Below are 25,169 nucleotides of genomic sequence, written 5' to 3' on the forward strand. Positions count from 1 at the left end.
CAACATGGCCGATCGTCAAACCCTTAAAACAGACTTCTTCCCCCTAGAGGGATCTCCCCCTGTTGAGTGGGTGATCGACGACGATCTCGTGCCTTACGAAGTTGCCCAGAAGGAAATGGAAGAGCGCGTTGCCGCAATTGCAGCTGGCGAAGCGAACGAACGCGTCTGGCTTTTGGAACACCCGCCCCTTTACACAGCAGGCACAAGCGCCGATCCAGTCGACCTGATCGCCAAAGATCGCTTCCCCGTTTATGAAACGGGCCGCGGAGGGCAGTATACTTATCACGGTCCCGGACAACGTGTTGCTTATGTTATGCTCGATTTGAAGCGCCGCCAGCAAGACGTCCGCGCCTTCGTCGCAGCATTGGAAAAATGGCTCATCGACACCCTGTGGCAGCATCACGTCCGCGGAGAACGACGGGAAGATCGCGTTGGTGTCTGGGTTCAGCGCCCTGAAAAAGGCAAAGACGTAGAAGACAAGATTGCCGCCATCGGCATTCGCCTGCGCAAGTGGGTAACCTTCCACGGCATCTCACTGAATGTAGACCCAGACCTTGAGCACTTCACAGGCATTGTCCCCTGCGGCGTGCAAAAGCATGGCGTCACCAGCTTTGTAGATCTTGGCCTTCCGCTCACGATGCCAGAAGTGGATATCATCCTGCGCGAACAGTTCGAAGAGATCTTTGGCGCAACGGAATCCTTTGGCCCGTCCGGCCTCGTCCAAAAACCAGAGAGCGAATAACTAGTACTCGATGCGGAAAGACCCCTTCTCGTCAGGGGCATCCGCCAGCAGTGTCACCGCTTCAACTTGTGCCCCGACTGGCCCTTGCTGAACAGCCATCAACAGGGCATCCACTTTCTCCGGATCACCGGTGACAACTGCCTCCACCGACCCATCTTCATTGTTCTTGCACCAACCGGAAACACCGAGCATTCCGGCCTTTTTATAAAGCCACGCACGATATCCAACACCCTGCACCAATCCCGTGATGGAAAAGTGTTTGGTTTTCATTGGTATCTCCCGGTGCTCTTAAAGCTTTCACAAATAAAGCTTTTCTCGATTCAGAGGGCGAAATTGGCAACACTGCCCAGTCTCACCACAGCCCTAGATTGCAAGCCATAAAAAAAACATCAACTCCTATATCTAATAGGCAGACCTTTAGGAGAGACTTTATGAATTTTCTCAAATCCCGCCTGACAGCACTTTCTTTATCTGCAGTCACGGTATTTCTACCAGTGCACGCCTTTGCACAGAGCGATTTCAGCAATTATTTCAACGAGATCATCGAAACCGCTGATTATGAAACTGGTATCGCATCCTTTGTTAGCACCTCAGAGCAAAACCCGGAAAACAACCAGGCAAAGCTCGCATTGGGCGCGCTCCAGTTTCTCAATGCCCTCCAAGGCATCCAGCAGGACCTATATAAATACGGCGCCGGAAACACATCCCCAAACAGAAGCCTAAGGTCGATCCTCCCAGTCTTCAGAATTCCTGTTGCCCCCAATCCAACGCCAGAACCCGTTTCCTACGACAAAACACGGGAGACACTGGAGAAATTCGTTACCCAGTTGGAACAGGCAAATGAAACACTCAGTGGCATCTCCGAGCAGCCTGTGAAGCTTACAGTAGACCTGCTGAAGATCGGCCTAGATGCAGACAACAGCGGAACCGTGGAACCCCACGAAAACCTCGCCACAGTTCTCTCAGGCCTTTCCAGAAGAAGCCCGTTTCAACTTGAGGATGATACAACAACGTTTCCTATTACCTTCGACCGGGCGGACGCAAAGTGGTTACAGGGATATTCTAACCTACTAATGTCAATGGGTAATTTCCTACTCGCCTTTGACTATGAGAACACCTACGATCTGACCTTTCATAGCGTCTTCGGCCCATCAGCAACCACTTACGGCCAGCAGCTGGAGGAGAAGGGCAAAGCAGACAACGGGCGCGGCTTTGGTTCCTTTGCGACCCCAATCAACTTTCTGCATTCCATTAACTGGACTGTAGAGAACCCCGATCGTCTCAAGGCAACACGCCATGACCTCTTGAAGGTAATGCAACTGAACTACGAGACATGGGATCTCATTCAGCAAGAAACCGATGACGACAATGAATGGCTGCCAAACCCCAATCAGACCAGTCCGTTTCAAGCGCTCCCCGTCACCCAAGAGACCATCGACAGCTGGCTGGAAGCCGTCAAAGCCTCCGAACAGGTACTGAACGGAGAGCTTTTGATTCCGTCCATGGTGTTTGACGGCGGGATCAATATGAAGACCTTCTTCGAAACCGCAAAGATCTTCGATCTTGTGCTCTTCATCACCGGACCAAACTCCGTTGACTATGTGCAACAAGGCCCTGTTTGGGAAGGCAATTTCATGCGCACAATCACCCGCCCAATGGGCCGAAACTTCGGTTCATTTGCGCTCTGGTTCAACTAGCCACTCACACAAAGAAAAAGCCCGGCGACTTGGCCGGGCTTTTCAACTAATTCTGTTTGCGTTCCACATGAACCGTATAAAGCGATGCACCAATGATCAGCGCAGCCCCAAGCCACAAGTTGCCCGGTGGCACCCAGCCAAAGATGAGGAAACCGCAAAGCACATTAAGCGGCAACTTGAGATGATCAAACGGTTGCAAATAAGCTGCATCCACCTTTTCATAGGCCATAGCCAGCGAGCCTTGTGCAATCGCCCCTAAAAGCCCTGCCAGGATAATCAACCACCACATGTTCATGCCAACCGGCATTGCAAGGCCACCTGGGGCCAGAAAAGCCAGGACAAGATTAACTGGTGTCAGCAGCAGAAGAAGATATAGCGTTACAGACTGCGGGCTCTCACGCTCTTCCAGCTTCTTCATACAAAGAATAGAAGAACCCCACAGCAGAGCGGCAATAATCGGCAGGAAAGCAACCAACTGAAAGGCATCATCCCATGGGCTCAAGATGATCATGCCGCCCACAAAGCCAACTGCTGTCGCCGCCCAGCGCTGCCTGCTTGCGGTCTCTCGCAAGAACAACGCCGCTCCAATAGTCACGAAGAACGGGGAAGTCATCAAAAGCGCAATCGCCTGCCAGATTGGCACACCATTCGCCAAACCGGCGACCCAGAACTGAACGCCCAGCGCTGCTAGAAAGACGCGGAAGATATGCAGCGCTAATTGTTCTGTGTGCAATCCGTCAACACCAATGCGCCAGATCACCGGCAGCATCGCAACAAGCGAGATCAGGTATTGCCAGAAGGTTGCACTGGTAGAACTCAATCCCTGCACCATCGTCAGATACTGCATAGCTGAGTTGGTGATAGCAAAAGCAGCACCGGCAAAAACCATCCAGCTTGCGCCCACAACGGCTGCAGACGCACGAGTAGAACTGCGTGTTGAACTCATGCACGCACCTCAAATTCACGAGATAAAAACGGATTAAACATAAGAAATCTTTCTGATCCAAAGGGCCAACAACAGCCACGTTTCATTGAATCAGGACGCGCAAGCCAACAGTGCTCTTCAAAGCACCCCTCACCTACATTCTCTTTCATCCGGACTATAACCGTCGGTTCCGGGTTCTCACCGGATCTGCTGACCCTTCCTGAACATGGAAGGCGCTCGCGGACTTATGGCTCGAAGGCCCATCACCACCGGTAGGGAATTACACCCCGCCCTGAGAATTATCTCCCATCATAGGGAGACCTGATTTCTAACAGATTCTCAGGAAATTGCGAGTTGTCTTTCAGTCTAACTGAAAACACATCTGTGAACGGACTGTCACCCGAAGACAGCCTCGCAACCTGCTGGCAGAAGAGCTGTTATCGCAGGTCCCATTGGCGCAGTTCCTCACGGTATGTCTCGGGGAAATCCCAGTGTTCTGCAGCTTCCAAAACACCTTCCCACGCTTTCACATGAGGCTTCCCCGTCCGCACAGTGCGGCTCATATACATGATGGCAGATTTATTCTGCCCGTCGCTGCGAACTGGAAGAAAGACCTTGTCCAGCCCCTTGCGGAAAAGCGCCTCTGCGCCATCCACAATCGCAACTTCCCCGATGCGGCAATCCCAAAGAACACCGTGAACACGCTTCCCCGGCGCTTTCACCATGGAAGGAACACCCTCAGAAGTCACGATAAAGCGGTAACCATCCATGGAAGCTGGCCCCAGCGCTTTGGCGTGAGGACAGCGGCTTGCCATGGTCTTCGGGTTCATCAGGCGGCCATAAGCAAAATAAATCGGCATCAATTCAACTCATTACAAAGAAGGTCAAGCGACAAGACTGTCAGCAAGGTGAGCAGCAAGCTCTTCACGCGAAGCAACCACTGTATCAGCTCCGCAATCTGCAAGCTCCCCTTCAGAGCCATAGCCCCAGAGCACACCAACGGAGCGGACGCCATTTTCCTTCGCTGCGATAATGTCGTGCTTGCGATCACCAATCATAAGACACTGAGACGCGTCCAGATTTTCTTGTTCCAACAGGTAAGCCAGAAGGTCCACCTTGTTGCCACGGGTCATATCAAGCTCGCAGCCGTAGGTTTTCTCAAAAAAACCATCCATCTCAAAGTGCGCGACAATCTTTTCCGCATAAACCCAAGGTTTGGATGTGCAAACAAACAAGCGATCTCCGCGATCCTTAGCAGCCTGCAGCAGCTCAATGATCCCATCGTAACGCACGTTTTCATAAAGCCCAACAGTGGTGAAGCGCTCACGATAAAGGCGAATACCCTCAAGGATCAGCTCTTCATCTTCCGTATTCAGAAGCTGGCGATATGTTTCTGTGAGAGGTGGCCCGATAACAAAGGCAAGATCTTCAGCGGGAGGAACGTCGCGGCCAAGCTTTTCAAGCGCGTATTGAACGCTCGTTACAATGCCGACAAAAGGGTCTGTCAGCGTTCCATCCAGATCAAAAAGCAGAGTGCGCAAAGCCAAATCCTCAACATAGGAATTGGCTTTACGCCAAATCCTTATTCAAATTCCATGATAACAGCATCAACTGCCAGACTGTCACCCGGAGCAGCCTTGATAGCGCTTACCACACAATCACGTTCGGCCCGAAGTACATTTTCCATTTTCATGGCTTCAACAATGGCCAATTGCTCACCTGCTTTCACTTCCTGTCCCTCTTCCACATGAAGAGAAACAACAAGCCCTGGCATTGGGCAAAGCAGCAGGTTGGATGTATCTGGCGCAACCTTCTCTGGCATCAATGCAGCGAGCTCAGCGTTGCGAGGCGTCATTACCTTGGCAACAACAGAATAGCCCTGCCAATCCAGCTGATAGCCATTCTCAACAGTCCGCACTTGTGCACTCACAGCGCGATCACCTACGTGACCTTTCCAAAGCATATCGCCCGGAACCCAGGAGGACGCAACACGTTCGCGAGCACCACCCTCAACACACACATCAATATCAAGTGGTGTCGCCGCCATACCTTCAATCAACTCAGCACCCAGCTTCTCACCGTTGATCAGAACACCCCATTCACGGCGTACACCTCCATGATGCGGCCGCAGGCGACCCGGTAAATGGTCCAGACGCTCACGCTCAATCAGGTGCATGGAAAGCGCAACAGACGCCAGCACATTACGTGCCTCAGCATCAGGAGTAGCTGGTTCGAACCCATCTGGATACTCATCAGCAATAAAGCCTGTTGCCAGCTGACCAGAACGCCAGCGCGGGTGCTTCATCAGCGATGCAAGAAACGGCACGTTATGCTGAATGCCATCCACTTGAAACTCATCAAGCGCAGTGCTCATACCTTCAATCGCTTCAGCTCGTGTCGGTGCATAAGTCACCAGCTTTGCGATCATCGGATCGTAGAACATGGAAATCTCAGAGCCTTCCACCACGCCGGTATCATTACGCACCAAATAAGCACCGTGGTCACCTTCTATAGGTGGGCGATAGCGTGTCAGACGACCAATGGACGGCAGGAAGTTGCGATAAGGATCTTCAGCGTAAATGCGGCTCTCAACAGACCAACCATTCAGCTTGACCTCATCCTGTTTCAAAGAGAGCTCTTCACCAGCGGCAACGCGGATCATCTGCTCAACCAGATCAACCCCAGTGATCAGCTCTGTCACCGGATGCTCCACCTGAAGGCGGGTATTCATTTCAAGAAAGAAGAAGCTCTTGTCCTGTCCAGCTACAAACTCCACAGTCCCGGCACTGTCATAGTCAACAGCCTTGGCAAGTGCGACCGCCTGCTCACCCATCTTGCGACGGGTTTCTTCGTCCAGCAATGGAGACGGTGCTTCTTCGATCACCTTCTGGTTACGACGCTGAATGGAACATTCGCGCTCGCCCAGATAAACCGCGTTACCGTGTTTATCGCCCAGAACCTGAATTTCGATATGACGCGGGTTTTCAATAAACTTCTCGATGAAGATACGATCATCACCAAAGGAGCTGATAGCTTCAGACTTTGCGCGATCGAAGCCATCCATAGCCTCTTCATCGTTCCAGGCAATCCGCATGCCTTTACCACCACCGCCAGCGGAGGCTTTGATCATCACCGGATAGCCAATTTCAGTTGCAATCCGTTTGGCATCTTCTGGGCTTTCGATCAGTCCCATGTAACCAGGGACAGTCGAAACATCAGCTTCAGCAGCAAACCGCTTGGAGGTGATTTTGTCTCCCATCACCTCAATCGCTTTTGGATTAGGGCCGATAAAGACAATGCCTTCCTGCTTCAAACGCTCACAGAACTCTGCACGTTCGGAAAGGAAACCATAACCTGGGTGAACAGCCTCAGCGCCGGTCTGCTTGCATGCTTCAATAATCTTGTCGATCACGAGGTACGATTTCGCTGCAGCCGGTTCACCGATGTGAACGGCCTCATCAGCCATCTCCACATGAAGCGCATCCCGGTCAGCATCGGAGTAAACAGCAACCGTTTTGATCCCCATCGTTTTCGCCGTTTTGATAACACGGCAAGCGATTTCCCCACGGTTTGCGATCAGAATCTTTGAAAACATGCCCATCCCACATACACACCTTCTTTATTTACAGTGCAGGGTTGTAGGCATCTCTATGCACTTCCGCAACCTCACAATAGGGCGAAGAACCATCGCACTTTCGTAGGGGCAATGAATGCACAGAGCATCCAAATTTAAGCGTACTTTGATCTGCATCCAGAGCATTTTCTCAGGAAATGCATTGTGTTTCACGCTCACCTCTGGCAACACAGTTTTCCAGCAATCGAGAAGTCCTCAGGAGCCAAACAATGAATGAAAACAAGATTTTTCTGGAAGGCCTGTCATTCTACGCGTTCCATGGCCTCCATGATGAAGAAGCCAAATTGGGTCAACGCTTTATCATTGACCTGACTTGTTGGGCTGATTTTGAAAAGGCAACTGTTTCAGACAACTACGAAGATACCATCTGCTATGGCACCCTTGCGAAAACTGTAGAAGACGTTGTGATCAATTCACGCTTCAACCTGCTGGAGCGTCTTGCCGGAGCCATCTGTGAAGCCGTTTTCGCTATGGATCCGCGAATCTTAAAAAGCACTGTGAAGGTCAACAAGCCATCTGCTCCGGTTCCTGTTCATACCGGCGGGTTTGGCGTGGAAGTCACACGTAAACGGCCTGCTTCAAAGAGTTAAATCGCCTGCATCTTATTTAGACCCGGCTAACCACGGCTCGCCTTGATACTCGCACTTTTGAGCTATTGCCTTCAAAACATATGGAACTGCGGCTTTCACGCCCGCATCTTCATCTGCTTTGTAAGGCAACAGATCCTATGCGAAACGCCTCCACCACCATTATTGCCAGTAGTCTCATAACTCTGTTGTGGGTAGCCTCAGCCAATGCTCAGGCACGCCCGGATGCAAGGAGCCTGACTTGTGAACAGGCCAAGCAGCTGGTCACCAGCCGTGGAGGCGTCGTCCTGACCACGGGCCCGCGAACCTATGAGCGCTTTGTGAGCGACATCAGGTATTGCCTGCACAACGAAGTGCTTCGCAGAGAGTGGACCCAGACCAAAGACAACAATGCCTGCCAGATCGGTTATCGCTGCTCACCACGCACACGGCAGAATCAGTAACAAAGGAGGAGACTATGCGGATATCAACATTACTCGTTCTTTCGAGCACTCTGGCCCTCATAGTTTCCACCGCTGCACAGGCACGGCCTGATACCCGGCAAATGTCCTGTCTGGAAGCCCGCTCTGTCGTGCAACGCGCAGGCGGCATTGTATTAAGCACTGGCGTTCGTACTTATGACCGTTTCGTCGCAGGCCTCCAGTTTTGCCAGCCTTACGAACGTTTGATGAGCCGTTGGGTTCCCACGAAAGATCAAAAGCGCTGTTTCATCGGCTATTCATGTGAACCGGGTTACAACAGCGGCGAAGGTCCATTCGGCTCAGATATCTTCGACTGAGTCCTCTGAAGATCCACGTTTCGAGCAAATACACTGCAGTTGCACCACAAAACGCAGCTGCAGTTACCCACATGCGAATCCTTCATCCACATCCTGCGAAACTCACCTTTCCCGTTCAGCATGACCAACAAGCGGTTGAGAACTCCTTTCTGTACCACCATCAAGCAAAAATGTGCGCTTGATCACAGACAGGCAAGTAATCCCCAAGAACACGAAGACACGAATTCGTTACCGGCCAAAATTCAGAGTTGTGAAAAGAAAATTTTGTGTTCCAAAACACATCTTACTCAAAAATTTCCAGTAAACATACAATCATCAACGAACAACAACAAACCACAAACATCAAAACACAAAGCATACAACAAAAATAAGCTTGAACAAAAATAAGATAACTACAAGTTACAAGATATAAGGCGGCACGGAGTTGCCTTGTATCAGTCTAAATTGAAAAGACACGCCGAAATAACAACCAACATCGGCAAAATCCCATCAGGAAGACTGCTCCTCCCGGTCTTTCGCTCTGAAAATGACTAGAACTGAAAGTAAAAGAAATGAAAAAGATCGCTCTGACACTATCCGTACTCGGCCTCGTATCTGCTGCTTCTATCGCTCAGGCTGCTCTGGTAAACACCGGTGACCTGACTGCCTCCCAGGCAAAGTTACTCGTACAGGACAAAGGCGCAATCGTCCTCGCAACTGGCCCAGGTCTCTATGACCGCTTCGTTGCAAACGCTTCTTACTGTGCCTCACACGAAGAAACACAGCGCGCTTACGTCGTAACCAAGGACTCCAACAGCTCGCTCATCGGTTACACCTGCGTCGTCGAAAACAGAAACAACTAAGCTTCTAACCTGCCTCAAGTTAGAGAGCTTCCCCCATCACCCTCTTAGGGAAAGACTGTTCCTCCCCAGTCTTTCCCTCCCCAAATGACCTGAATTATAAATTGAAAGTAAGACCAATGAAAAAGATCGCTCTGACCCTATCCGTACTCGGCCTTGTATCTGCTGCTTCCATCGCTCAGGCTGCTCTGGTGAACACTGGTGACCTGACCGCCTCCCAGGCAAAGTCACTCGTACAGGATAAAGGCGCAATCGTTCTCTCAACCGGCCCAGGTCTTTATGACCGCTATGTCGCAAACGCCTCCTACTGCGCAACACACGAAGAAACAGAACGCGCCTACGTTGTAACCAAAGACTCCAACCACTCCCTTATTGGTTACACCTGCGTGGTTGACAACAAAAACAGCTAATTTTCTAACTCGCCCCAAGTTAGAAGCACTCCCCCATCAACTCGCCTCAGGGAAAGGCTATGCCTCTAGCCTTTCCCTCTCCCATCCCCATAAGAATTAAGAACCGAAAGCTAAACCAATGAAAAAGATCGCCCTAACCCTTTCCGTCCTCAGCCTCGTATCTGTTGCTTCCGTTGCTCAGGCTATGAACGTTCCACTCACCAGCACAACTGACCTCACAGGTTCTCAGGTTAAGTCTCTGGTGCAAGACAAAGGCGCGATCGTTCTCTCAACCGGTCCTGGCCTTTATGACCGTTACGTTGCAAATGGCTCTTACTGTAGCCCAAGCGAAGAAACACAGCGCGCCTACGTTGTAACCAAAGATTCCAATCGTTCCCTCATTGGTTACACCTGCGTCGTCGAAAATGACGAAAGATAAGACCTAACTCGCCCCAAGTTAGTCCCCCTTCCCATCAAAAAACCCCGGCCTTCTCAAGAAGGCCGGGGTTTTTCGTTATTCAGCTCGATCAGACAACAATCCTCAGAGCGGAATGTTGTCGTGCTTGCGCCAAGGCATCTGCTGGTTCTTGGTCCGTAGCATTGCAAGCGCTCTGGAAATGCGCATGCGTGTGGACTGCGGCATGATCACCTCATCAATGTAGCCACGCTCTGCAGCAACAAACGGGTTTGCAAACCGGTCTTCATAGTCCTTGGTACGCTCCCCAATCTTTTCAGCATCACCCAGTTCGTTGCGATAGAGGATCTCAACGGCACCCTTGGCACCCATCACAGCAATCTCAGCAGATGGCCATGCATAATTCATATCCCCGCGAATATGCTTGGAGCTCATCACGTCATACGCACCGCCATAGGCTTTACGCGTGATCACAGTAATTTTCGGAACAGTCGCTTCGCCATAAGCAAACAACAGCTTTGCACCATGCTTGATCAGCCCACCATACTCCTGAGCAGTTCCTGGCAAGAAACCCGGAACATCAACAAAGGTCACCAGTGGAATGTTGAAGCAGTCACAAAAACGAACAAAACGCGCAGCCTTACGGCTTGCATCACTGTCCAGAACACCCGCAAGAACCATCGGCTGGTTGGCAACAATACCAACTGTGCGTCCTTCGACACGGCCAAAGCCAGTGATGATGTTTCCTGCAAAACTCTCCTGAATTTCGAAGAAATCCTGTTCATCGACGGTCTTCAGGATCAGTTCCCGCATGTCATACGGCTTATTCGGATTATCTGGAACCAGCGTATTGAGGCTCTCATCCAAACGAGATGGATCATCATAAACGGAGAGTTCAGGCAGCGGCGCCTGATTATTCATCGGCAGATAATCCACCAAACGACGAATCTGCAGCAGTGCTTCCACATCATTATCAAACGCGCCATCAGCGATGGAGGATTTGGTCGTATGAATACTCGCGCCGCCCAGTTCCTCAGCCGTCACAGTCTCATTGGTCACTGTTTTCACAACATCAGGACCAGTGACGAACATGTAGGAGGTATCGCGCACCATGAAGATGAAATCGGTCATGGCTGGCGAGTAAACATCACCACCAGCACAAGGTCCCATAATCACGGAGATCTGCGGAATAACGCCAGATGCCTGAATGTTGCGCCAGAACACTTCACCGTATCCGCCAAGTGCAGCAACGCCTTCTTGAATACGAGCACCACCTGCATCAAAGATCCCAATAATCGGCGCGCGGTTCTGCAGCGCCATATCCTGGATCTTCATGATCTTTTCGGCGTGTGTCTCAGAGAGAGAGCCGCCGAACACAGTGAAATCTTTCGAGAAGAGGTAAACGGTACGACCGTTGATTGTTCCCCAACCAGCAACAACACCATCCCCTGGGAAGTGCGTTTCCTCCATACCAAACTCGGTACAGCGGTGCTGCTTGAACATATCGAATTCTTCGAAGGAACCTTCATCTAGCAGAATTTCAATGCGCTCTCGTGCGGTGAGTTTTCCGCGTTTGTGCTGCGCATCAATTCGGCGCTGTCCCCCACCAAGCCGCGCTTCATCACGTCTTTTTTCTAATTCAGCTAGAACTTCCTTCATAAGATATCTCAGCTCCCAATCTAACTGAGTTATCTCCTAGCACGCCCCTACGCAAAAAAACTAGTAAGCCGTTGGATTGAGAAGCCCATCTCATTGCAACCAAATCTAGTCTCAACCCAACAACCTATAACCCTTGGGAAACCAAGCATTCTTTGATGTTTCGACAGCTAAAACTTACTCAGCTTCGTCAGCACTGCCAGCATTGAGCAATCCATACTTTTCTTCGCCTATTTGCTCAAGAAGCTCCAACTGAGTCTCAAGAAAATCACAATGACCTTCCTCATCTGCCAGCAAAGTGTCAAAGAGAGCCATCGTCACGAAGTCCCCTTGCTGTTCACAGAACACACGGGATTCGCTGTAATACACAATCGCTTCACGCTCCCCTGCCAGATCAGCTTCCAAAACTTCTTTCACTGACGACCCAATGCGTAATGGCGCGATATGCTGCAGGTTTGGATGCCCTTCCAGAAAGACAACTCTTTCAACCAGCCGGTCCGCGTGGTGCATTTCTTCAATTGATTCAGCCCGCTCTTTCTTCGCTAGTTTGGTATAGCCCCAATCTTCAAGCAGTCTGAAATGCACCCAGTATTGATTTACAGCTCCCAGTTCCATGGAAATGGCTTTGTTCAAACGTTCAATGACACCGTCTTTTGCTTTCATGAGATCTCAGTGCAAGCACTGCTCCTTGGGGAATGCAGGTGAAAGACAACTCGTTTTGAACCGACCCTCAAACGAGCAATGATCCCTTAAACATAGATCAGCCCAACTTGCCGCCAACCCAAATCCCCAATCGTTCCTAACGAAGCGCTAGCCTGAAGCAAACAACTTTAGTCCAACAAAAAAGAGCTGCCCAAAAGGACAGCTCTTTCTAATCAAAACAAGCAGTTAGGCGATCTTACTCGCCAGTATCAGCCGGGTTCGCATTCAATGCGCCGTAGTGCTGCTCACCAATTTTCGCAAGGAGATCCAGCTGAGTTTCGAGGAAGTCGATGTGACCTTCTTCATCAGCCAGCAAATCATCAAACAGCTTCATGGTGACATAATCACCTTCAGCATCACAAATCTCACGGCTCTTCTTATAAGAGGTGCGAGCTTCATGTTCACCAGCAAGATCCGCTTCCAGAACTTCCTTCAGGTTGGTGCCGATTTGCAAGGCTCCAACGGTTTGCAAATTTGGATGACCACCAAGGAAGAGAATACGCTCAATCAGCTTATCTGCATGCTGCATCTCTTCAACGGATTCTTCACGCTCTTTCTGCGCCAGCTTTCCAAAACCCCAATCATCCAGCAGGCGGTAATGCAGCCAATACTGGTTGACGGCACCAAGCTCCAGCTTCAGAGCCTCGTTAAGCCGCTCAATAACTTTCTCATTATGTTTCATCGGCGGAATTCCTCAATATTCTTGATTAGGGCAGTATTTGGCGATGTTCTCGTTATTACGAGAGCCCTGAACCCATATGTGCAACAGGAGTGCATAGTTCAACAGATTCGATGGTAATACGGCAAACAAATTCCACTTGCCCACACACTACAAACTATTGATTTCTTTCTACGATATCAGGAGAAACCACAACTCCAGCAAAAAAGCGCAGCCAAGAGCCGCGCTTTAAAACAACTTAGCAAAGAAAACGTGTTTAGCTTTCTTCTGGTGCCCCAACGAGAATAAGCACTGCTGCGTTGAACTCGTCGTTTTTGAAACGACGAATACGAGCAGCCTCTTCATCCTGTCCCCATTGCTCAATGTTCCAGTCTTCATCAACATGAGCAGCAGACCAGACAACATCCGCTTCAAGGGCTTTTTCAGCCAACGCCAGCGCCAGCAAAGCAGAGCCGCTGATGGACGTCACAGTATGGATCGCAGTCAACTGAAGCGCATCATATTTATCCAGCTGCACGCGATAGGCAGCTGTGACCGCCTCATCTTGCGCAACATGCATAATCCCTTCAACGAGCTTGAAGCGACCAGCAAACAACTTTTCTGCCCAATCCAAGACTGGGTCCCACTGATCTTTCTGACGTGTGACCAGTTCTGCAGGGGAATCTGCGCGGTAACACAAATGATCATTTCCGGCATACCGTGTGATCTCATCTGCAACTTCCGCAAATTTATCTTCAACGGCATCAATCGCAGAATGGGCAATACGCGTCAGCGGCATCGTAGCCGGGTCGATCTCTTCGTCCTGCAGCTCCCATTCGGCAGCCACGCCTTCAGCAATCACTTCATCCTTAAACACCAGCGCATTGCGACCAGGTGTTTTAATGGAGCGTCCATCCAGCAGAACAGCGAAGACGTCATCTTTCAGCTCGACACTCACACGCTCGTAAAAGCGTTTTGGCAAGTTCCGTTTGGTGTGTTCACGCGCAGCCTGAACAGCATCAACAGGCCCTTTTGCAATGTCATCTGCAATCTGCTCAAAAATGTCACGCATTATGCAACTTCCTTATTCCATTTGAAGTGCTCACTGAGCACCGGAATGAGTTCCTTAAACTGATTGATAACATAGGTGGCTCCAGCGCTCTTCACATCTTCAGCGCTGTGATAACCCCATGTAACTCCGACAGATTTCACACCCGCATTACGCGCCATGTGCATATCGAAAGTCGTATCACCAATCATAATCGTGTTTTCCAGATCAACGCCGGTTTCGCTCATCGCCTGAAAAATCATACCGGGATTTGGCTTTGACGGCGCAACGTCTGCTGTCTGCATGGTGGTAAAAAGCCCTTCCAGCTCATGTAAGCTGATCAGGTGTTTCATACCGCGGGAATGCTTGCCTGTTGCGATACCAAGAAGCACATCCTCTCGGCTATCCAACTCTCGCAAAGCGTCAATCGCCCCCTCATAAAGAGGATCATAATCACGCCCCTTGGAACGCATTTCCCAGATGATTTGCTGGTATCCCTTGACCATTTGTTCAATCAAATCTGGGTCGTTCCGCCCCAACAATTGTTCAAACGCCACATCCAGTGTTAGGCCAACCGTTGCAAGAATTTCATCTCGCGATGGCATAGGCAAATCGACAAACCGATACGCCGCAGTAAAACCAATCATGATATTGTCTTGGCTATCCGCGAGTGTGCCGTCGCAATCAAACACAATGAGGTACATGAAGATCAGCCCGTAACTTTGCTATTACTTATTCTGGTTCATTGATGTCCGGATCATAGTCCTTCACATCCATACCAAGCAAGTTCCAGGTTTGCTGCATATGCGATGGCAGCGGAGCAGAAACATCAATCACACCATTACCAGACGGATGGGGGATCATAATCCGCCGAGCCAGCAGGTGCAGCTTGTTCTGGATGCCGCCGGGCAGCTCCCAGTTTTTGATATTGAAGTACTTTGGATCACCGATGATAGGACAACCAATATGAGCTGCATGTGCACGCAGCTGGTGCGTACGCCCTGTTACAGGCTTCAGTGATACCCAGGAAAGCTTCTGACCGGACTGTTCAACCACATTATATAGGCTGACTGCATGCTGTGCTTCATCATCACCATGACGGGCAACACGCATGCGCTCTTCGCCCTCATCACGCGCCAGATAGGTTGAGATACGACCCTGACGTGGCTTAGGAACACCAGCAACCATCGCCCAGTAGATCTTACGTGTGTTGCGATGACGGAATGCCTTTGTCAGCTCCTGAGCTGCACGGCGGGTCTTCGCAACCAGCAAAATACCGGAGGTCTCACGGTCAAGACGGTGCACCAGACGCGGCTTATCACCCTTCTGGTTGGTGAACGCATCAAGCATACCATCCACGTGACGCGTCAGACCTGAGCCACCCTGCACAGCAAGGCCAGCTGGCTTATTCAGTACCATCACATGTGCATCTTCAAAGAGCATCATCTGCTCAATGGCTTCACGGTCACTGTCAACCAACTTGCGCGGACGAGGTCTGGCATTTTTGCGATCATCAGCAGCAAGCTCAACACCGAGCGGTGGAATGCGGACTTCTTGCCCCTTTTCCAATCGGGTAGAGCTTTCGGCGCGTTTGCCATCAACACGAACCTGCTTGGTGCGCAGCAGTTTCTGCAAACGACCAAAGCCAAGTTCGGGGAAGTTTTCTTTAAACCAGCGATCAAGACGCATGCCTGCTTCATCGGCATCAACGCGGCGCATCTCAATTTTAACTGGGCTGCCACCGTTGTTTTGCGGCGCTGCTTTGTTCTGGGAGCCACTCATGGGTGAAGGTCCTGACTTCTAACGCGGCGGCAGCACGAAGGGTGCGCCAGCCGTTCCTATTAAATCCGTTGGCGCTCATTTGGCAGCTGAAGGCACAACATGCAAGTCTTTCACGCAGATTCAGCCGCTAAAAACGAAAAACCATCAAGTTTCTATGAGTTTTTGCCGGCAACTTGCAAATTAGGCGAGAACCTGCCGCGTGAGATAAAGACCTGCAAACAAGGCTGAGACAGAAAGAATAAGTGAGACCAGCACATAAGCAGCGGTCGCAATCGGTTCTCCGCGTTCCCACAACACAGCGACATCCAGCGAGAAGGTTGAGAAGGTGGTGAAGCCGCCAAGGAAACCTGTCGCGATCAGATAACGTAGTTCAGAAGAAGCGTTCAGCCGCTGAGCAAGAACCTCAACAAAGATCCCCATCAGCAATGAACCAAGAATGTTTACGGTGACAGTGCCCCACGGAAAAGAAGGACCAAGAAGGCGAAGTCCGGCCATTGAAACCAGATGCCGGCAAACCGCTCCTGCCCCGCCACCAAGTGCAATCAGGATGAGATTTTTCATGCATTCTCCCTATCGGATTTTGAATGGCATGTCTTGCATAAATTGTGGTGTAACTAACATCCCTTAGAGAAGACTTCATCAACCTTCTCCCGACAAGCTTCCACCAACTCTTCATGATCTTCCAAATGTGCTTCTTCCTCATCCAAAATATCAAGGAATATCGCGCGCAGGTTCATATCATCACCAGGAGCAATCCGCTGAGCAGAACCATGGCACTGATGATAAACATCCCGCAGTAACCGCACCAGCCGCTCAGCAGCGTTGAGCCGTCCCCATAGATAATCATGCTCACGCCATCCCCGATTGAAGAATGCGCCAAACATTTGCAATTGCGCGCCTTTCAAATCAACGCCGCCGGGACAAAGCAATTGCGCATCCTTTGGGCTGATGCGCCCCACCTCAATCTTACGAAGCTCAAAAGCATCCAGGGCTTGCTGAACCGGAAACATGCTGGTGTCGAAGAACGGAAAGCCGATATAGCCTTCTAAAATACCTTGCGCCGCCTTCAGATCGCCCAGTTTACCAACTCCCTCAAACACGATGGAATCTGTCAGTTTATCAAGATCAGAAAGCCCCATACGCAAGCTGAGGACCCCAAGCACTTTGCGCACCGTCTCCAACTGCGGTGATGCTTCTTTCAGCAGTGTCGCAAGATAGATGGTTTCTGTGCCATAAAACTCCTCAGACCAACGGCTCCTCAAGTTTGCAATCTGCCCATAAAGTTCACGCTTAAACACGTCCAGATGACGTGCAAACTCAACAGAACCAGCAATCTCTTCATGGTGATAGAACTTGTTGATCTGCTCGATCAAGAACCGTAACTGACGAATGCGATAGTCAACATCAAGGCTCTTCAGTTCACGAAGAATCTTAGCCTGATCCCGCTGCGCTTCCCCCTCCTCTTCTTTGGAGAAGGTCAACGCATTCACCACCACTTCTTCCACGCTTTCCCAGGACCAGAGAGCAACCTCTTCGCCCTTCTCAACGCATCCCTCTTGCTGCGTGCCGGAGAGCTCGGAAATCAACAAGACAACACGGTGGGCCAGATGCCCTAAACGAAGCTGAAGATAACCCGCATTGGCGAAACCAGATTGCTCCATCGCCGCCAGCTCAGCCCCTTGCCGCACAACCGAGAAGTCACCCTCAGTCTCCGGCAGGCTGCCATGTTTCTCAAGCAACAGCCGCACTTCATGGCGCACCATTGGCAATGCGGCTTCAGCAACTTCCTGTATTCGCCGCACCTTCATGTTGATCTGCTCAATCTCTTGCAGTTCATCACCAATCGGTTCATTGCGCGGAATATGAGCAAGCGACGCGAAGATACTCTTAAAGAAACCGGGAGATTCTGGCTCTGATGGCACATCTCGGTGCGAAAAGGGCAACGGATCCAGATAAAGCAACCGACGCACAACTTCTCGGGCAGCTGGTCGCTGCGCAATGGAGCTAATGAGCGGCTCGAAGGGCTTGTTCATCACCAACGACCCATCAATGAAGATCCGCTCCCCTTCTGCATCACAATTGGCATGGAGCACGTTGGTCAGGAATGCCTCACGCCCGCTCCACTCAAGGCCCTGACGCTCAAGAACCCCATCCATCTCCTCAGCACTCATGGGAGGAAAGGCTCCGGGGAAACTTGAGGTCGCTCTGGCCGCAAAAACCAGATCAGGAATACACTCCGCACTCATCTGGCTATGCAAACCGCTGGACACCCGATGAATGGCATTGAACTTCACAATACGGCGATGATCCAACTCTTCAATAAACTCCGGATCATGCAATGCAATACGCCGCAGCACACCGTGAAAATCAGTGAGTGTCACGAACAACTCCAACCGCTGTCCATAAGGGATCAGCGTTTCTCCGCGATCCTCTTCATTCATCGCGCGGCATGCATCCACTAACCACCCTGAGTATCGCTCACCTGAGAACGGCGGCGTAAACCATCGTGAACTGATAAAATCTCGCAGTTTGGTGCGCGTTTCCTTGTTCTGGGGAACATCAGTCCCGAGGAAAACCAGCAACTTATCCAGAATGGGTGCGAGCACCCGCTTGGCATGTTTGCTGACCCCGGAGGTCTCATTGGCCAGCTTGTCGACATCAGCAAGCGACAACCACAAATCACTGTGATGCTTGAGCGGTAAATCATGAGCGAGCGCCCGCGCTAGCATGATCGCGTTCACACCACCGGCAGACGCACCAGAGATCGCATCAATCACAACCCGCAGGTCGAGCTGCGGCCCAAAGCTTTCCAGAAGATCAAAGTAAGATTTTGCCGAGCCTTCGAGAGCAACATCGCTCTCAACACCGCGCTCACGGTCCCGCCGCAATTGATGCAAAGCATGGGAGGCTCGCTGAAGATTTAGGAGTTCACGGGTGACACCATGCATATAGATGGCAAGTGAAACCCCGCCATACAGCACCAGTCCCAATCTCAGCTCAAGTTGCCTCATGCATGCACCAAAATTCGCTTATAAAAAGAAGTCAGAGCATGATGCGCAGACGTAAATAAACGCAACAAGCTCATATGTCAGTGTGCGAACTAAGATGCCCGATTGCAATCGGGAAACCCAAACAAAGTTACGTGTAGTTTATGTGTAGTCTTGAAAAATGACCGTCAGTTTTCGAAAAAGGCGAAACAACAAGTTCCGCGACAACGTCCCAAAGAGAAACCGGACAGACGGCACTAGGAAGTGCCCCGCTCTTTTCTCAATCGATCCCAATAGCTCAAACGTTTTTGAACATCACGCTCAAACCCACGGGCATTCGGCTCATAATATTTTTGACGGCCCATTTTCTCAGGGAAATAATCCTGACCAGAAAACGCATCCGGCTCATCGTGGTCATAGCGATAGCTGTCACCATAGCCCATCTTCTTCATGAGCGTGGTCGGTGCGTTCAGGATGTGCTTTGGCGGCACAAGAGATCCATATTCCCGCGCATCCATGCGAGCGGCCTTATAAGCCAGATAGGACGCATTGGATTTGGGTGCCGTGGCTAAATAGACGGCAGCTTGGGCCAGCGCATACTCCCCTTCTGGCGAGCCAACCAGCTGAAACGCATGACGTGCAGCATTCACCTGAACCAGCGCATTAGGATCAGCCATGCCAATATCTTCAGAAGCCATCACTGTCAGGCGGCGAATGATATAAAGTGGATCTTCCCCGCCTTCCAACATCCGGCACATCCAGTAGAGCGCAGCATCCGGGTCTGACCCGCGAATGGACTTATGAAGCGCAGAAATGAGATTGTAATGCCCGTCCTTGGTCTTGTCATAGATCGGCGCACGTCGCTGCACCACTTCCGCCAGGCGTTCTGTATCGAAGATCTCGTCATCGCCAGCCGTACGCCAAACGTCTTCCGCCAAAGTCAAAGCAGACCGGCCATCACCATCTGCCATACGTACAAGAGATAAACGCGCATCCTCATCCAAAGGCAAGTCACGCCCCATCACCTCTTCTGCGCGCTTAAGCAAATCAATCAGCGCATCTTCATCAAGAGAATGGAACGTCAGAACATGCGAACGGGACAGCAACGCAGCGTTCAGCTCAAAGCTTGGGTTCTCAGTAGTCGCGCCTACGAGCGTGATGGTGCCATCTTCCATCACAGGTAAAAAACTATCCAGCTGAGCACGGTTGAAGCGATGGATCTCATCAACAAACAGCAAGGTCCGCTTACCAGAAATCTGACGTCCTCTTGCGCGCTCAAAACACTTTTTGAGATCAGCAACACCGGAGAAAATGGCAGAGATCTGCTCAAACTCCAACTCCGTTGCATCTGCAAGCAAGCGGGCAACTGTGGTCTTACCAGTACCCGGAGGCCCCCAGAAGATGAGAGACCCCAGAGAGCCGGACCGCAGCATACGGCTTAAAATACCAGCCTCACCCAAAAGGTGGCCTTGTCCGACAACATCCTCCAGAACACGAGGCCGCATGCGGTCTGCAAGCGGCCTGTCTTCCAGCTGATCCATCCCATTGGCGGAAAACAGATCACTCATGGTCTCTCAACATTCCTTTAAGCTGTCTTGGAGAGTGAGCCTCTCAAAACAGCATTATCGCAAACTTACCTGTCGTAGCTGACCATCACGCTTGAAGGTGATGTTCCAGGTGCGCTGCTTCTTGCCAGTCAGCTTGGAAAGGTCTTTGGTGCTTTGAACTTCAGCGCCATTGATCTCAACCACGATATCACCGGGTTTAAAGCCGACATAGGCCGCAGTACTACGAGCTTTAATATCAGCAATTACAACGCCTGAAAACTCGTTGTACATGCGCAACTCTTCTGCCACAGCAGGAGAAAGATTCATAACCCGTACACCAGTAAATGGCGAGTTCCCTTTGATCTCTCTTTCATCTCTAGCCACAGTTTCCGGTGCACGCTCAAGACTGATCTCAACAGCAAAAGCTTCGCCACCACGCAACATCTCAAAGTTCGTTACACCGCCAACTTTCTTCGTGGCAAGACGATAGCCATAAGCATCCGGGTCATCCACCTGAGTACCGCCAACAGACAGGATCAGGTCGCCCACACGAATACCAGCACGGTCAGCAGGGCTTCCTTCCTGAATACGCGTCACCAAAACCCCGCTGGGACGCTCCAGACCAAGGCTGGCAGCAATATCAGAGCTAACTGGCTGCACACTAGTGCCAACCCATGGACGGCGCACGATACCACCGTCATCAGCAGCCGAAGCGACCACTTCCACCATATTGGCAGGGATTGCAAATCCAATGCCGTTGGAACCCCCGGAGCGCGAGAAGATCGCAGTATTCACGCCAACAAGATGCCCGTTTAGATCAACCAGCGCTCCACCCGAGTTGCCCGGATTAATGGCGGCATCTGTCTGAATGAAGAACTGATAATCCGAGACGCCTACCTGGTTTCGGGCGACAGCGGATACAATCCCTTGCGTCACAGTCTGCCCGACACCAAACGGGTTACCAATCGCCAGTACCAGATCACCCACCTCAAGTTCATCTGAGTTGGCGAACGGCACAACAGGGAACGCCCCTTCTGCGTTGCGCACCTTCAAAACGGCAAGATCTGTGCGCTCATCCATCAAGATGATGTCGGCATCAAACTCGCGCCGATCAGAAAGTGCTACGCGCACCTCATCAGCGCCGGCGATAACATGATGGTTGGTAATAATCGTCCCATCAGCAGACACAATCACACCAGAGCCCAGAGAGCTTTGAACACGACTGCGCGAACGAGGTGCAAACCGATCAGATTGCTCACCAAAGAAACGACGGAAGAAAGGATCATCAAAGAATGGAGAAACTCTTCGGCGCTCTTGAACGGTACGACTTGCGTACACATTCACCACCGCTGGGGCGACCTTCTTCACAATGGGAGCGAAGGAAAGTGAAATCTCAGCTTGAGATGTTGGAACAGTCTTCTCACTGGCCAGCGCACCAGTGCTTTGCGTTGCAACAACGCCAGTAGTCCCAAGAACTGCACAAAAAAGCAGGTGAGCAGCAGACTTCCTGATTTGACCCATTCTTAAATCCCTTCGGCAAGAGCCCCCAGTTCAAAATGATTTTCTTTCAAAAAATTCGGGAGCAGCAGGTTACAGATAAGTCTGCAATATGGAAATGAAAAGGCCAATCTGTCGGTTTTAAGCAGCAGGCTCGCATCCCCGAAAACTGCATGTGGATTTCAAACCAATAACAGTTTGAGTGCACTAAACAGAACACATCTGCTCAAAACGCAAAACGCCGGGTCTCCCCGGCGCCTCACTCATCTCAACTAAACCTGACAGAACTTAGGCTGCCCGGATATTCTCAAGGTATTGCTCAACCATGTTCTTTAGCTCTTCGGACTGATGCGTCAGCTGGTTTGCAGCGCCAAGAACATTTTCAGCTTCATGCCCGGCGTCACTTGCGATCATGCTCACGCGAGTAATAGCCTGAGCAACCTCAGAGCTACCAGAAGTCACCTGCTGAATGTTGCTGGAGATATCTGTTGCGGTTACAGCCTGTTCCTGAACAGCACCTGCAATCGCAGTCGCCGCTTCATTCACGTCACCAATAACCGTGCTGATTTCCTTGATAGCCGCAACGGCTTTCTCGGTCTCAGCCTGAACAGATTGGATCTGAACACTGATCTCGCCAGTTGCCTGACCAGTCTGGTTTGCAAGGCCCTTAACTTCGGATGCAACAACCGCAAAGCCCTTACCAGCTTCGCCAGCACGTGCAGCTTCAATCGTCGCATTCAGCGCCAACAGGTTGGTCTGATCAGCAATATCATTGATGAGAGAGACAACTTCACCAATGCGCTGCGCAGCTTCCATAAGACCGTTCACAGACACCTCAGCCGCAGCAGCTTTCTCAGCCGCTTGCTTGGAGACGTCAGCAGAACGACGAACCTCACGGTCAATCTCACCAACAGTAGCAGAAAGCTCTTCAGCGGCACCAGCAACAGCCTGAAGGTTCATCAGGGACTGCTCAGAAGCAGAAGACACCGTCTGAGCTTCAGTGTTGGTCTGCTCAGAGATGCTTGCCATACTCTTCGCGGTGGTTTCCAGATTACCGCCAGCATCAGTCACAGTGGTCAGGATGTCACGAACGCCCACATCAAAGTTCTCGTTCAAGGCATCCACGCGTTTCACGCGCTCTTCCTGTTCATGTTGCTCACGCACCTGTTTCTCGTCCAACTCTCTTGCACGGACAAGACCAGCTTGGAAGGACTGAACAGCACGGCCAATATCGCCGATCTCATCCTTACGCTGAGCAGAGATAATCTCCACATCCAGATTGCCGTTCGCAATCTTATTAAGATTGGCTGACAGGCGATTAAGCGGAGTAGACAGGCTACGTGCCATGAAGATGCCAATTGCAGCAACAACTGCCAACACGATTAATCCGCTAATGATGATCTCTTTAGCGAGGGCGTGAACCACAGCCAGCGCTTCGCTTACATCAGTCTTTGCAACAATAACGGTCGGCAGCTTTTCAAAGCCAAGCGGCAGTGCCAGAACAAACTGTTCCTTCACTTCAGCAAAACCAACATTGCTTTCCAGGTTCGCCTGCAGGTCTTCGACGACTTTCGCAACAACCTCTGGATCATCTTTTTTCACCAGCGCTGTCGGCACGTCGGAAAGCACCTGATTGGAAAGGATCGTACCGTCAATGCGTGCCAGGTAGGTCTGACCAGTCTCACCCATGTTCTCACGATTTTGCAAAACACTATCGAAGAACTCAGAGCCAAGGCGAACAGTGATCACCCCTTTAAAGGTTACCTGATTAAAGTCTTCAACAAACACAGGAGCCGAGATCAACAGGGACGCAGAGTTTCCATCAGGCGCGTATTGCGCAATCTCAGAATAGACGACATCACCTTCAGTGGCTTTTGCCGCCTTGTTGAATTCCTGACTGAGCAATGTACCGGATAGCTTACCATCCTTTACGCTCTCAAGAAACTCAGAGGACTTGGTCGCAGAATAGATAACCAGACCATTTGCATCCATGATCAGAATGTCCGCATAACCTCCACCGGTTACACTCGCTACAAAATCTGGATGAACAACAGCATGACGCCAGGAATAAAGCGTCTTGTTGCCATTCCCAGTCAGCTGCAGACGGTCTGCCACAGACGACCCGCTCTTTTGGAAGTAGCTAAGGATATCATCCTTATCTGCACTTAGAGAGTCCATAGAGGCCAGTAGGTCGGTCATGGTAACGCGCATTGCGCTACTCTTGACCAGGCGTTTGATATCACTATCAACGCGCTCCAGCTTTTCATCGAGAGTATCCCGACGAGCCTGTGCCACGAGCACGAGCTGTGTCTTGCTCGCTTCAGTCAGCGCACTTTCAGCACGCGTATACCCAAGGAATGCCACAACGGCACTCGCAATAATTGCAAGCCCAACCATAATGAATGGAAGACGAACAGCAATACGATTAAAATAATTTTTGACTCTAGGTGAGGATACAGAGCCGCTCTCATCAGATTTAGAACGCATATTTGCCCCCGAGTAATACGTTGGGAGCATAGTCGGGCTATAGTGTTAATCTCCGCTTAAAACAAATATTTAAAATGCTTTTCAAATCGAAGAAAAATTGAAATACCGATATGATTTAGCAGTGTTTTCTCACAAAACTGGAAGCACGCTGTACTATCATAAGTTGCAGTACCAACCTGACACGAGCAATCCAGTTCCACCTGCCAAAACTCACGTAACGCGAACTATTTCATCAGATTCGTTCACCCATAGGCGAGTGCATCTGAGTGAATTTCATTCAGGCAACAAAAAAGGGCACCCGAAGGCACCCTTTTTCAAATCGCTTATGCGAAAAGCTTATGCAGCAGCTTCAGCTGTCTCAGCAGCTTCTTCAGCAGCAGCGCGTGCGCGATCTGCAGCGCCTTTAGCTTCTACATCGCGCTCAACCAGCTCGATAACAGCCATTGGTGCATTATCACCATGACGGAAACCAGCTTTCAGCACGCGAGAATAACCACCCTGACGGTCCGCATAACGCTCTGCGAGGGTATCAAACAGTTTTGCTACCATTGCAGTGTCACGGATCTGGGAAATTGCTTGACGACGTGCATGCAGGTCGCCGCGCTTGCCCAGAGTGATGAGCTTCTCGATGATTGGACGCATCTCTTTTGCTTTCGGAAGCGTCGTAACAATTTGCTCATGCTGGATGAGCGAAGCTGCCATGTTAGCGAACATCGCTTTACGGTGGCTTGACGTCCGATTGAGCTTGCGGCCGGAATTACCGTGGCGCATGGCCCTCTCCTTTGTTAAGTCAATTACG

General features: G+C 50.8%; 25 protein-coding genes and 1 riboswitch. Of the genes, 8 read left to right on the forward strand and 17 right to left on the reverse strand.

Annotation, left to right across the window (positions count from 1 at the left end):
* Positions 1-4 precede the first annotated feature (4 nt).
* Positions 5-742, forward strand: a complete 738-nt coding sequence (gene lipB, locus BM231_RS23465; RefSeq protein ID WP_093523422.1) for a lipoyl(octanoyl) transferase LipB — start codon at positions 5-7, stop codon at positions 740-742.
* On the opposite strand, the gene BM231_RS23470 is transcribed toward lipB, so the two are convergent.
* Complete coding sequence (locus BM231_RS23470) at positions 743-1,012, reverse strand: acylphosphatase (protein ID WP_063311844.1); 270 nt, start codon at positions 1,010-1,012, stop codon at positions 743-745.
* Positions 1,013-1,173: 161 nt separating this feature from the next.
* Here BM231_RS23470 and BM231_RS23475 point away from each other — a divergent pair, with 161 nt between their 5' ends.
* Positions 1,174-2,439 (forward strand): hypothetical protein, encoded by a 1,266-nt coding sequence (locus BM231_RS23475; protein ID WP_093523424.1) that lies wholly within the window; start codon positions 1,174-1,176, stop codon positions 2,437-2,439.
* A 46-nt stretch (positions 2,440-2,485) separates the two neighbouring features.
* On the opposite strand, the gene BM231_RS23480 is transcribed toward BM231_RS23475, so the two are convergent.
* The 4 genes from BM231_RS23480 to BM231_RS23495 all read right to left on the reverse strand — a co-directional run bounded on the left by BM231_RS23480 (position 2,486) and on the right by BM231_RS23495 (position 6,959).
* A complete protein-coding gene (locus BM231_RS23480) occupies positions 2,486-3,385 on the reverse strand; it encodes a DMT family transporter (RefSeq protein ID WP_063311846.1) in 900 nt (299 codons plus the stop codon).
* A gap of 133 nt (positions 3,386-3,518) precedes the next feature.
* Positions 3,519-3,668, reverse strand: a riboswitch (FMN riboswitch).
* Between the two features lie 133 nt (positions 3,669-3,801).
* Positions 3,802-4,224: a gamma-glutamylcyclotransferase family protein gene (locus tag BM231_RS23485; protein ID WP_093523426.1), complete on the reverse strand. Its 423-nt coding sequence runs from the start codon at positions 4,222-4,224 to the stop codon at positions 3,802-3,804.
* Between the two features lie 24 nt (positions 4,225-4,248).
* On the reverse strand, positions 4,249-4,905 hold the full coding sequence (locus BM231_RS23490; protein ID WP_063311848.1) for an HAD hydrolase-like protein: 657 nt from the start codon (positions 4,903-4,905) through the stop codon (positions 4,249-4,251).
* Between the two features lie 41 nt (positions 4,906-4,946).
* Positions 4,947-6,959, reverse strand: coding sequence for an acetyl-CoA carboxylase biotin carboxylase subunit (locus BM231_RS23495; RefSeq protein ID WP_093523504.1), 2,013 nt, complete (start codon positions 6,957-6,959; stop codon positions 4,947-4,949).
* Between the two features lie 248 nt (positions 6,960-7,207).
* Between BM231_RS23495 and folB the strand changes: the two genes are divergently transcribed.
* The 6 genes from folB to BM231_RS23525 all read left to right on the forward strand — a co-directional run bounded on the left by folB (position 7,208) and on the right by BM231_RS23525 (position 10,030).
* Complete coding sequence (gene folB / locus BM231_RS23500; RefSeq protein WP_093523428.1) at positions 7,208-7,588, forward strand: dihydroneopterin aldolase; 381 nt, start codon at positions 7,208-7,210, stop codon at positions 7,586-7,588.
* 137 nt (positions 7,589-7,725) lie between these two features.
* Positions 7,726-8,028 (forward strand): hypothetical protein, encoded by a 303-nt coding sequence (locus BM231_RS23505; protein WP_093523506.1) that lies wholly within the window; start codon positions 7,726-7,728, stop codon positions 8,026-8,028.
* A gap of 14 nt (positions 8,029-8,042) precedes the next feature.
* On the forward strand, positions 8,043-8,363 hold the full coding sequence (locus BM231_RS23510; protein ID WP_093523430.1) for a hypothetical protein: 321 nt from the start codon (positions 8,043-8,045) through the stop codon (positions 8,361-8,363).
* A gap of 551 nt (positions 8,364-8,914) precedes the next feature.
* Positions 8,915-9,205, forward strand: a complete 291-nt coding sequence (locus BM231_RS23515; protein WP_093523432.1) for a hypothetical protein — start codon at positions 8,915-8,917, stop codon at positions 9,203-9,205.
* Between the two features lie 116 nt (positions 9,206-9,321).
* Positions 9,322-9,612, forward strand: a complete 291-nt coding sequence (locus BM231_RS23520) for a hypothetical protein (RefSeq protein WP_063311850.1) — start codon at positions 9,322-9,324, stop codon at positions 9,610-9,612.
* Between the two features lie 118 nt (positions 9,613-9,730).
* Positions 9,731-10,030 (forward strand): hypothetical protein, encoded by a 300-nt coding sequence (locus BM231_RS23525; RefSeq protein WP_063311851.1) that lies wholly within the window; start codon positions 9,731-9,733, stop codon positions 10,028-10,030.
* Between the two features lie 102 nt (positions 10,031-10,132).
* On the opposite strand, the gene BM231_RS23530 is transcribed toward BM231_RS23525, so the two are convergent.
* From BM231_RS23530 to rplQ, 12 genes are all read right to left on the reverse strand, one after another.
* Positions 10,133-11,665 (reverse strand): acyl-CoA carboxylase subunit beta, encoded by a 1,533-nt coding sequence (locus tag BM231_RS23530; protein WP_093523434.1) that lies wholly within the window; start codon positions 11,663-11,665, stop codon positions 10,133-10,135.
* A 174-nt stretch (positions 11,666-11,839) separates the two neighbouring features.
* Positions 11,840-12,325 carry a bacterioferritin gene (bfr, locus tag BM231_RS23535; protein WP_093523436.1) on the reverse strand — a complete coding sequence of 162 codons (486 nt, stop codon included), beginning with the start codon at positions 12,323-12,325 and terminating at the stop codon, positions 11,840-11,842.
* Positions 12,326-12,560: 235 nt separating this feature from the next.
* Positions 12,561-13,046, reverse strand: a complete 486-nt coding sequence (bfr, locus tag BM231_RS23540; RefSeq protein WP_093523438.1) for a bacterioferritin — start codon at positions 13,044-13,046, stop codon at positions 12,561-12,563.
* 253 nt (positions 13,047-13,299) lie between these two features.
* On the reverse strand, positions 13,300-14,094 hold the full coding sequence (locus tag BM231_RS23545) for an ATP12 family chaperone protein (RefSeq protein ID WP_093523440.1): 795 nt from the start codon (positions 14,092-14,094) through the stop codon (positions 13,300-13,302).
* On the reverse strand, positions 14,094-14,774 hold the full coding sequence (locus BM231_RS23550; RefSeq protein ID WP_093523442.1) for an HAD-IA family hydrolase: 681 nt from the start codon (positions 14,772-14,774) through the stop codon (positions 14,094-14,096). Before BM231_RS23550 ends, BM231_RS23545 begins: the two co-directional genes overlap by 1 nt.
* Positions 14,775-14,802: 28 nt before the next feature.
* Positions 14,803-15,852 (reverse strand): RluA family pseudouridine synthase, encoded by a 1,050-nt coding sequence (locus tag BM231_RS23555; protein WP_093523444.1) that lies wholly within the window; start codon positions 15,850-15,852, stop codon positions 14,803-14,805.
* A 180-nt stretch (positions 15,853-16,032) separates the two neighbouring features.
* Positions 16,033-16,413, reverse strand: a complete 381-nt coding sequence (gene crcB, locus BM231_RS23560) for a fluoride efflux transporter CrcB (protein WP_057463413.1) — start codon at positions 16,411-16,413, stop codon at positions 16,033-16,035.
* Between the two features lie 53 nt (positions 16,414-16,466).
* Positions 16,467-18,863 (reverse strand): patatin-like protein, encoded by a 2,397-nt coding sequence (locus tag BM231_RS23565; RefSeq protein ID WP_093523446.1) that lies wholly within the window; start codon positions 18,861-18,863, stop codon positions 16,467-16,469.
* A 233-nt stretch (positions 18,864-19,096) separates the two neighbouring features.
* Complete coding sequence (locus BM231_RS23570; RefSeq protein WP_063311857.1) at positions 19,097-20,407, reverse strand: replication-associated recombination protein A; 1,311 nt, start codon at positions 20,405-20,407, stop codon at positions 19,097-19,099.
* A gap of 54 nt (positions 20,408-20,461) precedes the next feature.
* Positions 20,462-21,907, reverse strand: a complete 1,446-nt coding sequence (locus BM231_RS23575) for a DegQ family serine endoprotease (RefSeq protein ID WP_063311858.1) — start codon at positions 21,905-21,907, stop codon at positions 20,462-20,464.
* A 264-nt stretch (positions 21,908-22,171) separates the two neighbouring features.
* Entirely contained in the window at positions 22,172-24,370 is a 2,199-nt protein-coding gene (locus tag BM231_RS23580) for a methyl-accepting chemotaxis protein (protein ID WP_093523448.1), read from the reverse strand.
* A 336-nt stretch (positions 24,371-24,706) separates the two neighbouring features.
* The gene (rplQ, locus tag BM231_RS23585) at positions 24,707-25,141 is read right to left on the reverse strand and encodes a 50S ribosomal protein L17 (RefSeq protein WP_057463418.1); all 435 of its coding nucleotides are present in this window, start codon (positions 25,139-25,141) and stop codon (positions 24,707-24,709) included.
* Positions 25,142-25,169 lie beyond the last annotated feature (28 nt).

It is taken from the genome of Pseudovibrio ascidiaceicola (assembly GCF_900114245.1).
Lineage (GTDB): Bacteria > Pseudomonadota > Alphaproteobacteria > Rhizobiales > Stappiaceae > Pseudovibrio > Pseudovibrio ascidiaceicola.